The organism is Terriglobus sp. YAF25, from assembly GCF_052113305.1.
Lineage (GTDB): Bacteria > Acidobacteriota > Terriglobia > Terriglobales > Acidobacteriaceae > Terriglobus.
In genome coordinates this window covers 1-16,111 of sequence record NZ_JBFRCY010000079.1, presented here as the reverse complement: position 1 = coordinate 16,111, position 16,111 = coordinate 1, and the positions used below count along the sequence as shown (strand labels likewise).

Here is a 16,111-nt window from a genome sequence, read left to right as displayed (position 1 = left end):
CCCTTGCACCTGCTCATTTGTGAGGGTTGCGAGGTCAAACGACTCCTCGATCATGCCGTCGACATGGGGAATCTTGAGTAATTCAARAAACCTGATAATCACGGCACGATGCTCGTGGAGTAGATACTTCTTCAGCAGATCATCCACGACCTGGTCTGGAAGTGACAGGGTTGCCGCCGTCCAGTTGGCCAGCCTCTCAATCGGAGTTTTGCGGACCGTGATCTCACGCATGTTTTTTGCTCTTGCGAGAGATGCGAAGAGGAACTGCTTCTCAACGCCTTTTGACTCAGCCCAAAAAAGTTTACAGGCAGCGACTCGGATCTCTTCCGGCAATTGTCGCCAAATACGATTTGCAGAAACTGACATCAGTGGTCCTCTCGTACGGTGAATCTGAAGGTTCAGCTTTGATGATAGCGATCGCAGGAAAAATTCGTATGGGGACGAGGGTCCCTTCCGACGGGTGATGTGTCACGACCGACGTCCAATCCCGTCAAAACGATATCAATGGATTGAACTCACTCGGAACGAAGTGCCTGCATCGGCTCAACTGAGGCTGCGCGCCACGCTGGGATGAGGCATGCAATCAAGGCAGCAACGAGCAGAACGAGCGAGACGGATGCAAATGCTGAGATATCCATGCGACCAATTCCATACAGCGTCTTCTGCATGCCCCTGCCAACGAAGTAGGCTCCGATGAGACCCAATGACAGTCCGATCCCCGCGAGAATAAGGCCTTCTCGGACGATCAGGGTTACGACCCGGCTTCGATCTGCTCCAAGAGCCATCCGAAGAGCAACCTCATGTGTGCGTTGCGCCACAGAGAATGACATGACTCCATAGACTCCGATTGCAGCAAGCACTAGAGCTACCGCAGCGAAGCAGACGAAGAGAATGAGTGTAAAGCGATCGTTTGAAAGAACCAGATCCCGGACCTCTTCCATTGATCGGGGCTGCGCCAAGGCGATTTCCGGGTCGACAGAGTGTATGGCAGCAGCGATGCTTTTGGTCATGGTGGCGGGATCATTGATCGTTCGAACACCGATACCCGCGGTCGACCAGGGTATCTGCCAGAAGGGGATCTCCATCTCTGGCCTATCCTGGCGAAAGCCACCGCTGCGAACGGTGTGATAAACGCCGATGATCTGCCATTCAACAGGTGGCCCAAGCTTGGTGACGCCGGGGATTAGTTGTTCTACCGAGACCCGCTGCCTCAGCGGATCACTGCCTTTGAAGTACTTTTTTACGAACTCCTCATTGACGACCGCCACCTTTACGCTCGAAGCCGTGTCCTGATCCGTGAAACCGCGACCCTTCACAATTTGGATACCGAAGGTTTTGAAGAAATCGGGTGTCACCATCCCAAATCCCGTATTCGGCCTCATGGAGGGATCATTGAATGCCGGCTGTCCGACGATGGTGAATGGCATTCCGAATCCCGCGCCGAAGAGAGGGAGACCCGTCATGGCGGAGGTCGAAGTGACCCCAGGGACAGCGCTGACCCGGTCAAGGATCTGTCTATAGTAGGCAACGATCTTCTCTGGGTCTTTCGGTCGGGAGTCGGGAACGGGAAGGAAAAATGTCAGAACATGATCGGTGCGAAGACCAAGGTCGACGCGCAGGAGATTGAGAAAGCTATGAATCGCGAGACCTGCCCCGGCCAACAGCGCTAGTGCCAACGCAAATTCTCCGATGACAAGACTCTGCCTCAAGCGATGTCGGCCGCTACCGACTCCTGTGCGGTTGCCTTCTTTGAGCGTTTCGCCTGGATCGACGCGGGAGGCATACCAGGCAGGAGCGCTTCCGAATAGGAACCCGGCCAGAGTTGTGGCAATAAGCGTGAAGAGAAGGACGGGCAGATTAAGCGTGAGATCAGCCTCATTCGGCAGAGTTCCTTCCGGCATGATCGCGATGAGACCGCGAAGCAACGCATAACCAATCCCGACACCAAGCAGACCGCCGGTTATCGCCAAAAGCAGGCTTTCGGTGATGAGCTGCTCAAAGATTGTTCGACGGCTGGCGCCGAGCGCCGCTCGCACGGCCAGTTCTTTCTGTCGCGCAAGACCGCGTGCCAGCAGCAAGTTGGCGACGTTCACGCAGGCAATCAGCAGAATGAAGGCGACGGCTCCGAGCAGGAGCCAGAGCGTCTGCTTGCGTTCGCTTGGAAGGAAGTCATTTTTGAGAGGTTCGACAAAGACTCCCCAGCCCTTATTGCTCTTCGGGTTGTCCTGAGCAATATGGAGGGCAACGGAATCCATGTCCTTTTGCGCTTGTTGGACCGTCACTCCCGGCTTCAGGCGGCCTATCGAGAGAAGCCAATGGAAGTCATGATTGAGTTGCTCCGGTTTGAAGACGAGAGGCACTGCGAGCTGGTCATTACCGCGGTCATCGACGCCCGGCGACAGCACGCCCACAACGGTATATGGCTGGCCATCGATTCGCATGGACTGACCAATAATCTTGCGATTCTCGCCAAGATGCATCCAAAGCTTGTGGGTAAGAATCACTACGTGGTTTTTGCCATCGACGCCTTCTTCCGCCAGGAAGTCTCGACCAAGAAAGAAAGGTCGTCCGAACATGGTGTAAAACCCAGTTGTCACCTGTCTTCCATCGATGTTTTCAGGCTGTTCTTTGCTCGCGATATTGAAGGAGCTTCCAGTAAAGGCATGGAGGTCCCGAAGCGTTGAATTTTCCCGCCTCCAATCGGCAAAGTCTCCTGCGGAGATTCCGTTGTGGAAGCCTTGAATTTTCGACCAGACGACGACCAATTGATCGGGTTCTCGATACGGAAGACTCCTGGAGTCTCACCTGGCATTGGCACCGTCGTGGCGAAGAGCTTCCTCACTCCAGCTCAAGTGAGCTGGATGGAGCTGTTAAATCGGCAGATTGAAGAGTTGGTGGTAGAAGCCAAACGGCTCTTGATCGATGTAGATGAGGTCACCGCAGCTATTGAGAAACACTGGCAGCGCTTGTCACAGCATGAAGAGGCCCATGGATGACGGTCGTTGCGCCGGCAATTGAATCCCGTCAGTTGAGTAAGCGTATTGGAAAGAACATGCTGCTTGCGCCGCTGGACCTCACGGTTCCGCGTGGAGCTATCCGGTCCGGGACGACAGAGATCTGCTCGACGAGTTACAGCTTCCGTTGGATCGCTGGATCAAACACCTCTCCCGGGGGAGTTAGTGAAGGCCCTGCTCTGTCGGATACATGTCAAGAACTCAGCCTGCGAAAGGTGGCTGAAACCGATTACAACGCAGCTCGGGAGGAAGAATTGAATCTCCGCCAGATCTGGCCTAGAGAATGGACGAATCCCGACCCCCGCGATGGGCGCTTCCACGGGTTACTTTCCGGAGAAGCCAGGCCCTGCTGGGAAATGCTTGCGGCGATCCGGTAGCCATAGCGGGGGACCGTTTCAACGTATTCTCTTCCGTCGGGCATCTTACCTAACGTTAGCCTGAGAAGATAGATCGTTTGGACAAGGGTATGGTCTTCCACGTCGGAGCAAGGCCAAGCTTCGCGCAGCAGGGTTTCTTTCTTTACCGCATTACCTTCTCCCTGGAGCAGGACGCGAAGCAGGCTGAGTTGCTTAGAGGGCGCAGGAATAATCTGCACTCCGCGGGATAGGGTATCGGGAGCGGTCTCGAAAATGTAGTCACCGAAAATATAAACACTTCTCACGGGCCTTCTCCGCGGAGGTCGAAGTGATCTTTCAGGTTCCTTTGTAACGCGAAAGAGATCATAACACGTACCTACTGTAAAAGACATTTTTGTGCTGTTTTCGCCGGGCATCGATCGCTCTGAACAGTAATTCAATGCAACCCGGCTTGTTAGGGGGATGTAATACACACTGGAAAGATCCTTCCTGGCAGGAAATTTCTCCAAAAAGGTAAATTCGAGCTTAGTCAACGAAAGCTATGGCTGCATTCTGGTGTCTAATGGCTTCTATCTCTATAAGGGTCATAAGCCCTAGCTCAGGGAATAACTTATGGACTAATAGTGAATGGAATACTGGCGCAATTTGACGCGAGCAAAACCTTGAGCAGAGTCCCGGGGAAGGGCAGAAAGCCTATCCGCGCGCGGAAATATCGGGTACAGCGAGGACTGGACATTTCGCCACATGTAAGACCTTACTGAGCGTGCTACGCGGAGAGTGGTCTGCCAGGGCCAGATGATGGCCGGTCCCGGTAACAATAAGGGTCGCATCGCAATTGTTTTCCATGGCCAAGATCTCTTCCGCCGGGTCGCCATACGCGAGCTCCATGTGAGGACGGCACCACAAGTCTGCGGCTTCCGGCAGTAGAAACTCGAGTTGCAGCCTGCTTGCGGTCTCACATTCTTCGCGGCGGCCGCCTGCTACAGACTCCTTCTTCTCCATGGCGTGAAACATCGTGAGCATCGATTGGAACTGCTCGGCCAGCGCTACTGCGTATGTGGCGGCGCGTGTGCCGGTTGTAGTCAGGTCGGTCGCAAAGAGGATTGAGCGAAATAAATTGGATATTCGCTGACACCTGGGTCCTGCTATAAGCACAGGGCAAGGAACGTGCCTCATGACGCTTTCGGCCACCGATCCGAGTGCGATGCGAGCTATTCCCAACGAGGCATGGGTCCCAAGTACGAGAAGGTCGATCTCTTTCTCTCGGACAGCTCCCAGAAGCACCTCTTCCGCACCACCGAACGCAACGACTTTTTCGATCGGCGCCACGTTTTTCCGATGCGACCAGATAGCCTTGTCGAGCTCCTCTTTCGCTGACTGGACAAGAGCGTCGACCGCCTCCGGAACAATGCCGGCCGAGGCCATGCTGGGCAGCATCAGTGAGATGGCATGGGCAATGGAGAGATGAGATCCGAACTGTTCCGCGAACTCCAATGCGATATCGAATGCCAGCTGCGCTGGCTCAGAAAAATCGGTTCCAACGAGGATTCTCTCGAAGGAGATTGGCGAAGCTGTCAGATGATTGCCGGACGGTTTTTGAGATCTTGAGATGGTCATTGCCGGCCCTCCGGAGAACGCGACGTCACACTACCGCAGTCGAGGGGATGCTGCAGTGATTGAGGTCACATCAGGAGGGGCCGATTGGACAAGGTCCATGCAGGCTGAACGAGAGTAAGGGCGCATGGAGCTACCGGTTGCGCCCTCTTTTTCGAGGTCAGGCAGCCAAAAGGGGATCAGGCCTTGAGATGGTTGAAACGGTCGATTGCAGGTGCTGCGCATCATCGTGCAAGGCAACATCTGCTTGAGACACTATGCCGATGCAGGACCCGAGCTCGTCGACGACAGGGACGCGGCGAACGCGATGCAGACGCATCTTTTCTTCGCAGACGTCGAGGGGATCGTTGGCCCGGCAAGTGATGGGGTTCATCGTCATTACATTGAAAACAGGGACAGCCGCATTCCGCCCCATTGCAACTAGTTTCATGGCGAGATCGCGATCGGTGACAATCCCGATGAGATGCCGGCTGTTTTTATCGCTGACAACCGGAATAGCGCCCACCTGGTGCCTTCGCATAAGTTCGGCCGCGCGTTGGCACGATTCCGTCGAAACACATGCCACGACAGACTTACTCATTGCATCCTTTACTGTGATGTTCATATCAGATAGTCCCTCCCGCATGTCAGGCCCTATGATTTCTACAGAACAATTGGCGAATCTGTGCAACTGCCTGAGGCGCGTCAGGCAGTTTGCTACGGTTCTTCACGTTCTAGCCATGACCATCTTTCTTTCGTGGTATTCATATTCGTCCTGAGACGCGCCGCGTGGATGTGATACGGGTCACCGTTCCAGCGACCGACGGACAAGTCTCCACCTTTCCGCATTTCATGAAGCCATGCGCATCGGATTTTGATCGAGAAGTGCGACTACTTCCTGATCGGTGGTCTGTCCAAAATCCTCGTAGAATTGGCCCACTGCATAAAAGTCAGTAGGTTCACTTACAACAAACAGTTCGTCAACCTCGCTGGAAAGCCATGCACGGGTAGATTGCGGGGCGACGGGAACCGCGACTACCAGATGCGCAACGTTCATGGAACGAAGCGACCGCACCGCCGCCAGGATGCTCGACCCAGTCGCAATTCCGTCATCGACGAGGATGACTGTCTTTCTGTGGAAGTCGAGTGAGCACTCCTCTTCTTCTTCCTTCTTAAATGAGTGAGCAGGGCGCCGCCTGTTCCTACGATGATGAAAAGAGCGCCAAGAACTGTGACCAGGATGAGAATGAGCGTCTGCATTGACGGCCCCCTTCTGGAGGGGAGGTTCTCCGGATTAGGGCTACCTGTAAGTATCCGCGATTCAGACACAAAGGAAAGTGACGCCAGTCACAACTGGCTGGTTTTCCCTGGTGGTCTCGGTTCCGCCTTAGAGCATTTTCCTGGGGGTGTGATGTAGGGTTTCCGGGAGCTGGTCAACCAAATCGCTGGACATTCCTTCAACATGGGAGGGGTCAATACTACGCTTCGGATTTTCCATAGAACCAGATCCGCATGACGCTGGAATGCAGATCCCGTCTTTTGGGATCTCCTGTTTATTCCACAGTGACGCTCTTTGCGAGGTTGCGGGGTTGGTCGACATCACATCCGCGCTCTACAGCGATGTAATAGGCGAATAATTGCAGCGGAACAACTTCGAGGATGGGCAATAAGGCTTCCACGGTCGATGGAATGAAGATGACGTGCTCGACGAGCCGGGAGATCTCCTGATCGTTTTCACATGCGACGGCAATAACGCGCCCATTGCGCGCTGTCACTTCCTGGATATTGCTGAGGGTCTTTTCGTACTTGAGTACACTTTCGGGATCATTTGGATCTTTTGTCGCAATACAAACCACCGGCAGGGTTTCGTCGATCAGTGCGTTGGGGCCATGCTTCATCTCGCCCGACGGATATCCCTCAGCGTGGATATAACTGATCTCTTTCAACTTCAATGCTCCTTCCAAGGCAATGGGGTAGTGGATCCCACGGCCAAGGAAGAGAGAATCCTCTGCACGGTAGAACGCCTTCGCAAGCTGTTTGCAGACAGGGGCAGCGGTGCGCAGAACCGCATCAACCTGGTTGGGCAACTCCCCCAGCGCCGAGAGAAGGCGGCTGCATTCCTCGCCGCTCAGCGTCTTGCGGATCTGTGCAAGGTAAACCGAAAACAGAAACAGAGCTGTCAGTTGTGCCGTAAAAGCCTTTGTACTGGCAACGCCTATCTCCGGACCGGCGTTGGTGGAGATTGATCCCAGGGCTCTGCGGGGAATGGCGGATCCGATAACATTGCAGACCGCGAGCGTGGGCATTGTGTGTGCGATCATCTCAGCCTGCGCGGCGAGTGTATCTGCAGTCTCTCCGGATTGGCTGACGAGGATTCCCAGATCAGTCTTTCCTAAAATCGGTGTGCGATAGCGAAACTCGCTTGCGTAGTCGACCTCAACGGGAAGACGCGCAAGGCGTTCGATCATGAACTTCGCCACCAGGCCCGCATGCCAGCTTGTGCCGCAGGATGCGATGACAACACGTTGTACCTTGAGAAGTTCTTCTTCTGACAGCTTCAGATCAGGCAGGCTGACTAGGCCCGTGGCCAATGAGAGGCGGCCTCTGATCGTGTCACGGACCGCGCGGGGCTGCTCATAGATCTCCTTGAGCATGAAGTGCGGGTAGCCTTCCTTCTCAGCCTGGGTTGCATCCCACGCAACATATTGCGGCGGCCGCGAGAGAGCATTGCCTTCGAAGTCGCTGAACTGCACGCCGGCAGGTGTCAGCACGGCGACATCGCCATCCTGGAGGAAGGCAATGTTGCGTGTATGGTGAAGAATGCCCGGTATGTCGGAAGCGAGAAAGTATTCGCCGTCTCCGAAACCGATTACAGCCGGCGGGCCGCTTCGGGCTGCGACCAGTTTGCCGGGATCATGCGCAGAGAGTACACCGATAGCGAAGGCGCCTTTCAACTTTCGCACCGCACGGCGAACTGCTTCTTCCAGGGGCAGAGGCGCCGCAGAGCCCGGCGCATCATCCGCGTCGAAGAACTCCTGTTCGATCAGATGAGCAATGATCTCTGTATCGGTCTCTGTAACGAAGACATGCTCCTTGTCCTGCAGATCCCGCTTGAGGGTGAGGTAGTTCTCCACGATTCCGTTGTGGACAACAACGAGGGAGCCGGAGCAGTCACGGTGAGGATGTGCGTTCTCTTCTGTGGGGCGGCCGTGTGTGGCCCATCGTGTGTGTCCCAGGCCATAGCTGCCGGTTAGCGACATACCGGCAACCAGAGCCTCCAAATTGCGAAGCTTACCGGGTGCACGATAGACAGACAGATCGCCAGCACCATCGGCAAGTGCGATGCCGGCCGAGTCATATCCTCGGTATTCAAGGCGGCGCAGACCTTCAATAATGACAGGGACAACAGGTTTCGGGCCGACGTATCCGACGATTCCACACATGAGGTCTCCTTACTCAAGATCCCGTGATCTTATGTAGATGGGCCGCACTCCCGGCGGCGTTAGGCTGTGTGTTTGGTGATGGTAAGTGCTTCCCGCTCAAGGAACCATTGCACCGTTTTTGCGATACCGTCTTTGAAGTTGCTAACGGGGGCGTACTTGAGCGTGCGTTTCGAAAGACTGAGATCAGCTTCAGAGTGCTGAACGTCGCCGAGCCTTGGCGCCGTATAGAGCGCTCTCTTCTTGAAGCAGAGGAAGTGGGCCAGAAGATCGTACGTCTGGTTAAGGGTATGACTCTGGCCCGTACCGATGTTGAAGACTTTCCCGGAGACCTCAGCGGCAGGAGTAGTGCAGGCCAGGAGATTCGCAGAGACCACATTGTCGATGAAGGTGAAATCCCGGCTCTGATTGCCGTCACCAAAGATCAATGGAGATTCGCCTTTGAGCATCTCAGATGCAAACTTCGCGATAACGCCGGAGTAGGGAGAATCAGAACTCTGCCTGGGGCCAAAGACGTTGAAGTAGCGCAGGCACACGCCCTCCAGCCCATAGACATGCCAGAAGCTACGGACGTAGTACTCGCCTGCAAGTTTCTGTGCCGCATACGGAGAGAGAGGATCCGGCAACATCTCTTCATGTTTCGGCTGCGACGACTTATTGCCGTATGCGGAGGACGATGCGGCATAAACCACTCGGGAAACGCCTGCATCCCATGCGGCCATGAGGACGCTCAGGGTTCCATCGACATTGGCAACATGCGTCGAGAGAGGGTCGCGGACAGAGCGCGGAACGGATGCGAGTGCTGCCTGGTGAAGAACAAAGTCTACACCCCGGCAGCACTCGCGCAGGCGGCTGGTCTCGTTTACATCCATGACGCGGAAATCGAGGTCCCGAATGATGCCATCAAGATTATGAACGTCACCGGYGGTAAGGTTATCTACGCCGATCACCTCGTGCCCTTGTTGTAAAAGTTCATGCGCGAGGGAAGATCCGATAAACCCTGCTACACCAGTGATGAGATAACGTGCCATCCTGCCCACTCCTAGGCCATTCTGAGAATCGCGATGGTTGGTGCATTTCAAAGACCATCGCGGGCCGGTCCAACGACGGCCCTTCAGGTTCACAATTTCCGCAACTGGCGTACGGATGCGTAGAGAGCGAAAGGACTTGCGACACCCGCTAAGCGAATAATCCACGGGCAGCACTTTTGTAAAAGTGTGCAAACCGTTGCATCGCAGCGGGAGCTTGCAGGCCCCTGCAAATCCCCGTTTCCTGCCCGTAATCCGCGCATAGTCGCCACTTTGAAGCAAGCTCAGGTTCTGGCTTCCAGCGTGCAGAGAAGCCGGATGACGGTGACCTGCGCCTCATAGGGCCGACGGATCCACGGGGAGGAAAGAGTCAATGCAGAAGATTCAAATGCTTAATCTCGAGCGCCAATATGCCTCGCTTCGCGAAGAGATCGACAGCGCGATTGAAAACGTGCTGGAAAAGCAACATTTCATCCTCGGACCTGAGGTTGCCGCTCTTGAGTCGGAGGTGGCGAGCTATTGCCAGGTGGGGCACGCCGTGGGTGTCGCCTCGGGAACCGATGCACTGCTTCTGGCCATGAAGGCCGCCGGAGTTGGCCCCGGAGACGAGGTCATTGTTCCGGCTTTTACCTTTGTTGCCACGGCGGATACTGTGAGTTTGCTGGGAGCGACACCAGTCTTTGCCGACATTGATCCAGTTACCTACACCATGGACGTGAAGGGGCTTGAAGCACTGGTAGGTCCGGCGACAAAAGCGATTATTGCCGTGCACCTCTATGGACAGGCGGCAGATATCTTCGAGATTGCGAAGTTTGCGCGTGCGCACAATCTTGTCTTTATTGGGGACACGGCGCAAGCACTCGGCGCCAAATATGCCGGAGATGCGGTCTGCTCGTTTGGCGATTTCGGATGTCTGTCCTTCTTCCCCAGTAAGAATCTCGGCGCTTACGGAGACGGCGGCATGATCGTGACCAAGAGCGCCGAACAAGCCGCATATCTGCGAATGGCGCGTGCTCACGGCAGCGCGAAGAAATATAAGAGTGAATTTCTTGGGTGGAACAGCCGCCTCGATGAGATTCAGGCGGCGATCCTGCGGGTCAAGCTCCCACATCTCAATCGATGGAACGAACAACGGCGTGAACGCGCCGCTCTCTATCACCATGTGTTACGGAATATCGATGAAGTCGTCCTTCCGGAGACCGTCGCGGGACGGACGCACGTGTTTCATCAATATACGATCCGGGTCCCGAATCGTGACGCGGTGCAGACCGAGCTACGCCAGTTAGGGGTGGAAACTGCGGTTCATTACCCCATTCCGCTGCACCTGCAGCCCATGTACGAACACCTAGGATATAAAAAAGGCCGTTTGCCAGAGGCGGAGAGGGCCGCCGGGGAGGTGCTCTCATTACCGATCTATCCCCACCTGCTTCCTGAAGAGATCCACTACGTCGGTGAAGCGTTGAAGCAGGTCATGGCAAAACCCGAGATGCGGACCAAGGTGATCCTGGCACGGGTGAGCTGATATGAAGATTTGCGGAAAAGCATTGCCTCCGAGGGCGGCGCTGCTCCTCTCATTGGACTTTGTTGTTCTGGTGATTGTGGCGCCGCTGCTCTTTATCCTGCCGCTGGTCGCGGGATCGAGCAGCAAGCCCATCGGTTCGGTTCTGCTTGGCCTGCTGCGGCTGATGCTGGTAGGGATTGTCTGTCAGGTTATCTTCTACTATCACGACCTCTATAACCTGCAAACAGTTCGAATTCCCAGAACTACGATTGTGCAGGTTCTGCGTGCCTTTGCTCTCTTGTTCCTGCTGCTGGCAGCGGGAGTATTCCTTCTTCCCTGGCTGACTCCCGTGCTGTCAAAGGTGTTGCTGTTCGCCGGCTTTCTTGCGCTTGTGACGCTGGTTTCGAGAAGACTGGCTCTGCCTAGCAACCGGCAGCGAGTCCTTGTTGTTGGGGCCGGTGATGAGGCCGCGGAGTTACAGGCAATTGTGCTTTCAAGTCCGGAATGGAATATGGAAGTCGCCGAAATTACACCGCCTGCCATGCTGACCAAGGTGCTTCAAGGGGGGAAGAGGGCAGGCGAAGGCTTCGAACGTATCATCGTGACGAACGTGAAGGCGCAGTCTGACGACAACCTGGAAACCTTGCTGAGTTGCAAGATGGCCGGTATGGAGATCGAGGACGCTCAAGCCTTCTTTGAGAAGGCGACTGGAAGAGTCCGCGTCGATCATTTGAGTGCGGAACAATGTATCTTCTCTGACCGCTATAGCAATCGGATAGGGAAGCGGTTTGCGAAACGGATCTTCGACTTTCTGGTTGCCGGAATGCTGTTGGTTGTTACGAGTCCGGTCGTTCTTATCGTTGCATTGGTGGTTTATCTGCAGCAGGACGGTCCCGTATTTTACCGGCAGCAGCGGATCGGGCTTTTTGGAAAGCCGTTCAGCATTCTGAAGTTCAGAACGATGTCACCGGTCACATCGGTCCAGAAGACCGGATGGGCGGGGAATGAGACACACCGCATTACGCGGCTTGGGAAGCATCTGAGGAAATATCGTATTGATGAGTTGCCGCAGCTCGTCAATGTATTGCGCGGCGAGATGAGCCTGATTGGGCCAAGACCTGAGCAGCCTCATCTATGTGAAGTACTCGAGCAGCATGTGCCGTTCTACAAACACCGCCACTCGGTTCCTCCTGGACTGACCGGCTGGGCGCAAGTGCGGTACCACTACGGTTCCACGATAGAAGAATCAAAACGCAAGCTTGAGTATGACTTGTTTTATGTAAAACATCTTTCATTGTGGCTCGATTGTGCAATTGCGCTGGAGACGGTGAAAGTGGTCCTGGTGGGGCGGGGCGCTGTCTAAAAGAAAACGGGGAGCGCAGACTTCGCGCCCCCCGGTGCAGAGAGGATTTTATTGGTAGGCTCCCATCGACGGCGCAGAGCCTCGAGAGGCGCCTACGATGTCGATGGTGGAGGTTGTGCTTGTAGTTCCAGTCGACTTGGCGGGCGACTGTGACTGCAGCGCGAAGTTGCTGGTTGAGAGGAAGAGCGGGTTCGAGCCTATCGGCGATGAATCCCAGGATGGAGCGGCGCCTGCACCGTACCACAGGTTATGGGAGCCGCTGACATTCGTCGATCCACCTTCGACATAGGGCTGCGAACTGGATGGCTGTGAACAGATATTGTTCGTCATGTGTAGTCCGGCTCCGCCGCTCACAACACCAAAGCAACCGTTCTGGTTTCCGGTCGAGTAAGCTCCTGCATCGACAACGGTGTTGTTATAGACCTCAACGTTACCGCTGCTTGAACCTGCAGCAGGGTCAGTGTTGATGGCGATGCCGGCTTCATTGGCAACTCCATACGGATTGGAAGCAAGCGCAACATGTGCCACAACATTGTTATAGATTTCGACCGTTCCCTGTGACGGATTCACGGAAGCAAGTGCAATGCCGTCGCAATAAGAGTTGGTCACAACATTGTCGTGAATATGCAGATCGTACTGGTTGCTGCCGAGGGTGGCGTGGAACATAATGCCGCGGCAGTATCCCTTGAAGTTCTGGCCGACATTATTCCAGCCCACGTCGGCATGATTGACGTTACTCGAGAAGTAGACGGCGTGATAGGTCTTGTCGACGTTGCCACCGGTGTCGTGCACATTGTTGCCGTGGACAGTCCAGGTTTCGGATGGGTCAGTGGTTTCTCCAAGGAGACATGCCGTGCCGCTCAGGCCCGAGGGCGGTGCGGGGCAGGAGAGGCTGTTATTGATGATGCGGGCATTTCCAGCTTCAGCACCGATTGCCGAGCTTTGGCCTACGATATTGAGGTTCGCGATGGTGACGTACTTACCCCATCCGTGAACGCCATACGTAATGGAAGAGCTGCCCACGTTCACCGTTCCGCCGGGATAACCCACGATCGAAAGCTGGCTGGTCGGAGAGGAGCCGCCAATATCCGTCGAGATCGCCGACTTGTACCCGCGGCCGTCATCGAAGCTGACATCCGTACCCGGAAGCAGATAGATGACCGTATTACGTACCGGGGTCATCGAGTCGGACGAAGTGACAGAGTTGAAGGCTGCACGCCACGACTTGAAGGGCGAGGTGAAGCTGCCTGTGTTGGTATCGGCCCCATTCGGAGAGACGAAGACAATATCTGTCTGCGTGACCGTGAAGGGGACGCCATTCGAGGCCGCGCCATTTACAGTGACGACAATATTGCCGGTCGTCGCCGCACTACCGAGTTGCGCAATGATGGTCGTATCGCTCCACGAGCAGAGGCTGCAGTTCGTGATCAACTGTCCGCCGAGGGCGACGGTACTGCTGCCCTGAGTCGAGCCAAAGTTGCTGCCGAAGATGCGGACATAGACGCCGTTTCCGTTGTCTCCACCGGTGCCGCTGCCAACGTTCAGATCGGTGTAATTGATGTGCGGTCCTCCTCCCGACGATCCCGAGGAAGGAGCGGCATTGACCGTCACGACCACCGTGCCCGTGGTGGATGCAGTGGGAGAGCTGGAATCCGTGGCTTTGATGGTGAGTGCGGAGGCGCCCGCAGTTGTTGGCGTGCCAGAGAGCGAGCAGTTAGTCAGGGTGAGACCTGCAGGAACTGTCCCGCCGCTCAGGGTGCAGGTATACGGTGCGATTCCTCCGGAGACACCGATTGTGCCGTTGTAGGCGGAACCCACCGTCGCTGTCGTCGGCGAGGTGAGCGTCAATGTAGCAGCGGCGGCGGCTTTCACGGTAACCGAGACAGAGCCGGTCGTCGAGTTTGCAGGGTTGCCGGAGTCCGTGGCCTTGACGGAGAACGAGTAGGTTCCCGCAGTGGTCGGCGTTCCGGTGAGGGAGCAGCCACTAAGTGTCAGCCCTGGAGCCGAGCCGCTCACGAGCGAGCAGGTATACGGTGCTGTACCACCGGAGATACCGATCGCGCCGGTGTAAGCAGTCCCGACCGTGGCAGTCGCAGAGGGAGATGTAATCGCCAAGGAAGCAGCAGCAGCCTTTACGGCGACGGAGACAGAGCTGGTCGTCGAGGTTGCGGGGCTGCTGGAGTCGGTTGCCTTGACGGAGAGCGAATAAGTTCCAGCGGTAGTCGGCGTTCCGGTGAGAGAGCAGCCGCTGAGCGTGAGCCCTGGTACCGATCCGCTTACAAGCGAGCAGGTGTACGGTGCGGACCCGCCGAAGACACCAATCGCACCGGTATAAGCAGTACCCACCGTGGCGGAGACGGGCGAGCTGATAGTAAGCGTGACAGACGCTGCGCCGATGATGTTCAGGGGCACCGTTGCCGTCGTCGTGTTTGCCGGTGAAGCGGAGTCTGTTGCCTTGATGGACAGGCTATAGGATCCAGCCACAATCGGTGTTCCGCCGATGGTGCAGTTGTTGAGCGTAAGTCCGGAGGGCATGCTTCCGCCAGCCAGTGAGCAGGTATACGGAGCTGTGCCCCCCGAGACACCGATGGTTCCGCTGTAAGCGACACCAACATTTCCAGAGGATGGCGCGGTAAGGGCCAACGTTACTGGAGCGGCGGCGATATTGAGTGTGACCGGTCCAGTTGTAGCGTTGGCCGGACTGCTGGAATCGATTGCCTTGATTGAGAAGGTCGAGTTCCCAGCAGTGGTGGGTGTTCCGGTCAGTGAGCAACCGGTCAGCGTCAATCCATTGGGAATCGTTCCACTCGCCGGTGCGCAGGAGTAAGGTGCCGTTCCACCTGCAACCCCAATAGCGCCGTTATACAGTGCTCCAACGGTGCCCGATGGCGGCGAAGAAATTGTCAGTGTTGCTGGTGCAGCGATGACGGTCAGCGTGATCGATGAGGTTGCCGAGTCCGTAGGATTGTTGGAATCCGTCGCTTTTACGACGAGGCTCGTGCTGCCTGCGACCGACGGGGTTCCTGTGATTGTGCAGTTGCTGATGCTCAAACCCGAAGGAAGAGTTCCGCTGATCTTCTTCTTCCCCTGAGCCGTGGGTTTGGAGGAATCCGTTGCGCTGATACCAAGTGTGTAGACACCAGCCGTCGTCGGAGTGCCCTGAAGCGTGCAATTGTTCAGAAGGATGCCGTTGGGCAGAGTACCGTCGGTCATATTGCAGGTGTATGGACCCTTTCCACCTGAGACGCCGATGGATGCAGAGTAGCTGACACCGACGGTTCCTGAGGCCGGGGAGGTAATGTCCAACGTGGCTGCGTCCGCAATGGTGAACGCCAGGCTCTTGCTGGAAGCGGATGTGCCGGCCGCATCAGTGACTGAGAACACCAGCGAAGAGTTGGCGGCAGCAGTAGGGGTTCCGTTGATAGCGCAACCCGAGAGCGACAAGCCGCTGGGCAAGCTGCCGGATGTAACTGCGCAGGCATAAGGAGATACCCCTCCCGCGGCGCCGATTGCCGCAGTGTAGGCAGTACCGACAGCGCCAGATGGCAATGATGTCGTTGTGACAGTCAGCGTTGACGTTGACGCAGCAACGGTAAGTGTAAGGGGAGTGGATGTCGATGCCCCCGTGGCATCCGTGACAGTCACTGTAACCTCGGAGGTGCCCGCATTGGCAGGCACTCCACTGATGCTGCCTGTGGAAGCGAGTGTGAGACCGGTTGGAAGCGAGCCTGGTGAGGCAGCCCAGCTATACGGGGAAGAGCCGCCGGAGGCGGAAAGCTGAGTCGAATACTCTGCGCCTACCGTACCGTGTGGAAG

The 16,111-nt window shown here is 56.0% G+C and carries 11 protein-coding genes and 1 pseudogene; 3 read left to right on the top strand and 9 right to left on the bottom strand.

Going from position 1 to position 16,111, the window contains the following annotated elements:
* On the bottom strand, positions 1-231 hold a 231-nt coding region (locus AB4043_RS05045), incomplete at its 3' end, for a hypothetical protein (RefSeq protein WP_442306603.1).
* Between the two features lie 284 nt (positions 232-515).
* Entirely contained in the window at positions 516-2,765 is a 2,250-nt protein-coding gene (locus AB4043_RS05040; RefSeq protein WP_442306602.1) for an ABC transporter permease, read from the bottom strand.
* Here AB4043_RS05040 and AB4043_RS05035 point away from each other — a divergent pair.
* Positions 2,739-2,996: a hypothetical protein gene (locus AB4043_RS05035; RefSeq protein WP_442306601.1), complete on the top strand. Its 258-nt coding sequence runs from the start codon at positions 2,739-2,741 to the stop codon at positions 2,994-2,996. The genes AB4043_RS05040 and AB4043_RS05035 overlap by 27 nt on opposite strands.
* A gap of 247 nt (positions 2,997-3,243) precedes the next feature.
* On the opposite strand, the gene AB4043_RS05030 is transcribed toward AB4043_RS05035, so the two are convergent.
* The 6 genes and pseudogenes from AB4043_RS05030 to AB4043_RS05005 all read right to left on the bottom strand — a co-directional run bounded on the left by AB4043_RS05030 (position 3,244) and on the right by AB4043_RS05005 (position 9,434).
* Positions 3,244-3,762, bottom strand: a complete 519-nt coding sequence (locus tag AB4043_RS05030; RefSeq protein WP_442306604.1) for a winged helix-turn-helix domain-containing protein — start codon at positions 3,760-3,762, stop codon at positions 3,244-3,246.
* Positions 3,763-4,063: 301 nt separating this feature from the next.
* The gene (locus AB4043_RS05025; protein WP_442299030.1) at positions 4,064-4,987 is read right to left on the bottom strand and encodes a universal stress protein; all 924 of its coding nucleotides are present in this window, start codon (positions 4,985-4,987) and stop codon (positions 4,064-4,066) included.
* 157 nt (positions 4,988-5,144) lie between these two features.
* On the bottom strand, positions 5,145-5,588 hold the full coding sequence (locus AB4043_RS05020; RefSeq protein ID WP_442299031.1) for a CBS domain-containing protein: 444 nt from the start codon (positions 5,586-5,588) through the stop codon (positions 5,145-5,147).
* A gap of 225 nt (positions 5,589-5,813) precedes the next feature.
* Positions 5,814-6,098: pseudogene (locus tag AB4043_RS05015) on the bottom strand (phosphoribosyltransferase family protein); the annotation flags it as partial.
* Between the two features lie 418 nt (positions 6,099-6,516).
* A complete protein-coding gene (glmS, locus tag AB4043_RS05010) occupies positions 6,517-8,406 on the bottom strand; it encodes a glutamine--fructose-6-phosphate transaminase (isomerizing) (RefSeq protein ID WP_442299033.1) in 1,890 nt (629 codons plus the stop codon).
* Between the two features lie 59 nt (positions 8,407-8,465).
* Positions 8,466-9,434 (bottom strand): NAD-dependent epimerase/dehydratase family protein, encoded by a 969-nt coding sequence (locus tag AB4043_RS05005; RefSeq protein WP_442306600.1) that lies wholly within the window; start codon positions 9,432-9,434, stop codon positions 8,466-8,468.
* A 370-nt stretch (positions 9,435-9,804) separates the two neighbouring features.
* Between AB4043_RS05005 and AB4043_RS05000 the strand changes: the two genes are divergently transcribed.
* Positions 9,805-10,953: a DegT/DnrJ/EryC1/StrS family aminotransferase gene (locus tag AB4043_RS05000; protein WP_442299035.1), complete on the top strand. Its 1,149-nt coding sequence runs from the start codon at positions 9,805-9,807 to the stop codon at positions 10,951-10,953.
* A 1-nt stretch (position 10,954) separates the two neighbouring features.
* Positions 10,955-12,295, top strand: coding sequence for a sugar transferase (locus tag AB4043_RS04995; protein ID WP_442299036.1), 1,341 nt, complete (start codon positions 10,955-10,957; stop codon positions 12,293-12,295).
* A gap of 48 nt (positions 12,296-12,343) precedes the next feature.
* Here the strand turns inward: AB4043_RS04995 and AB4043_RS04990 are convergent.
* A partial coding sequence (locus AB4043_RS04990; RefSeq protein ID WP_442306599.1) for a beta strand repeat-containing protein occupies positions 12,344-16,111 on the bottom strand: 3,768 nt, incomplete at its 5' end.

Coding starts and splice junctions, on each gene's coding strand:
- AB4043_RS05030 (WP_442306604.1), bottom strand. CDS start 3,762: ATGTCTTTTACAGTAGGTACGTGTTATGATCTCTTTCGCGTTACAAAG.
- AB4043_RS05025 (WP_442299030.1), bottom strand. CDS start 4,987: ATGACCATCTCAAGATCTCAAAAACCGTCCGGCAATCATCTGACAGCT.
- AB4043_RS05020 (WP_442299031.1), bottom strand. CDS start 5,588: ATGAACATCACAGTAAAGGATGCAATGAGTAAGTCTGTCGTGGCATGT.
- glmS (WP_442299033.1), bottom strand. CDS start 8,406: ATGTGTGGAATCGTCGGATACGTCGGCCCGAAACCTGTTGTCCCTGTC.
- AB4043_RS05000 (WP_442299035.1), top strand. CDS start 9,805: ATGCAGAAGATTCAAATGCTTAATCTCGAGCGCCAATATGCCTCGCTT.
- AB4043_RS04995 (WP_442299036.1), top strand. CDS start 10,955: ATGAAGATTTGCGGAAAAGCATTGCCTCCGAGGGCGGCGCTGCTCCTC.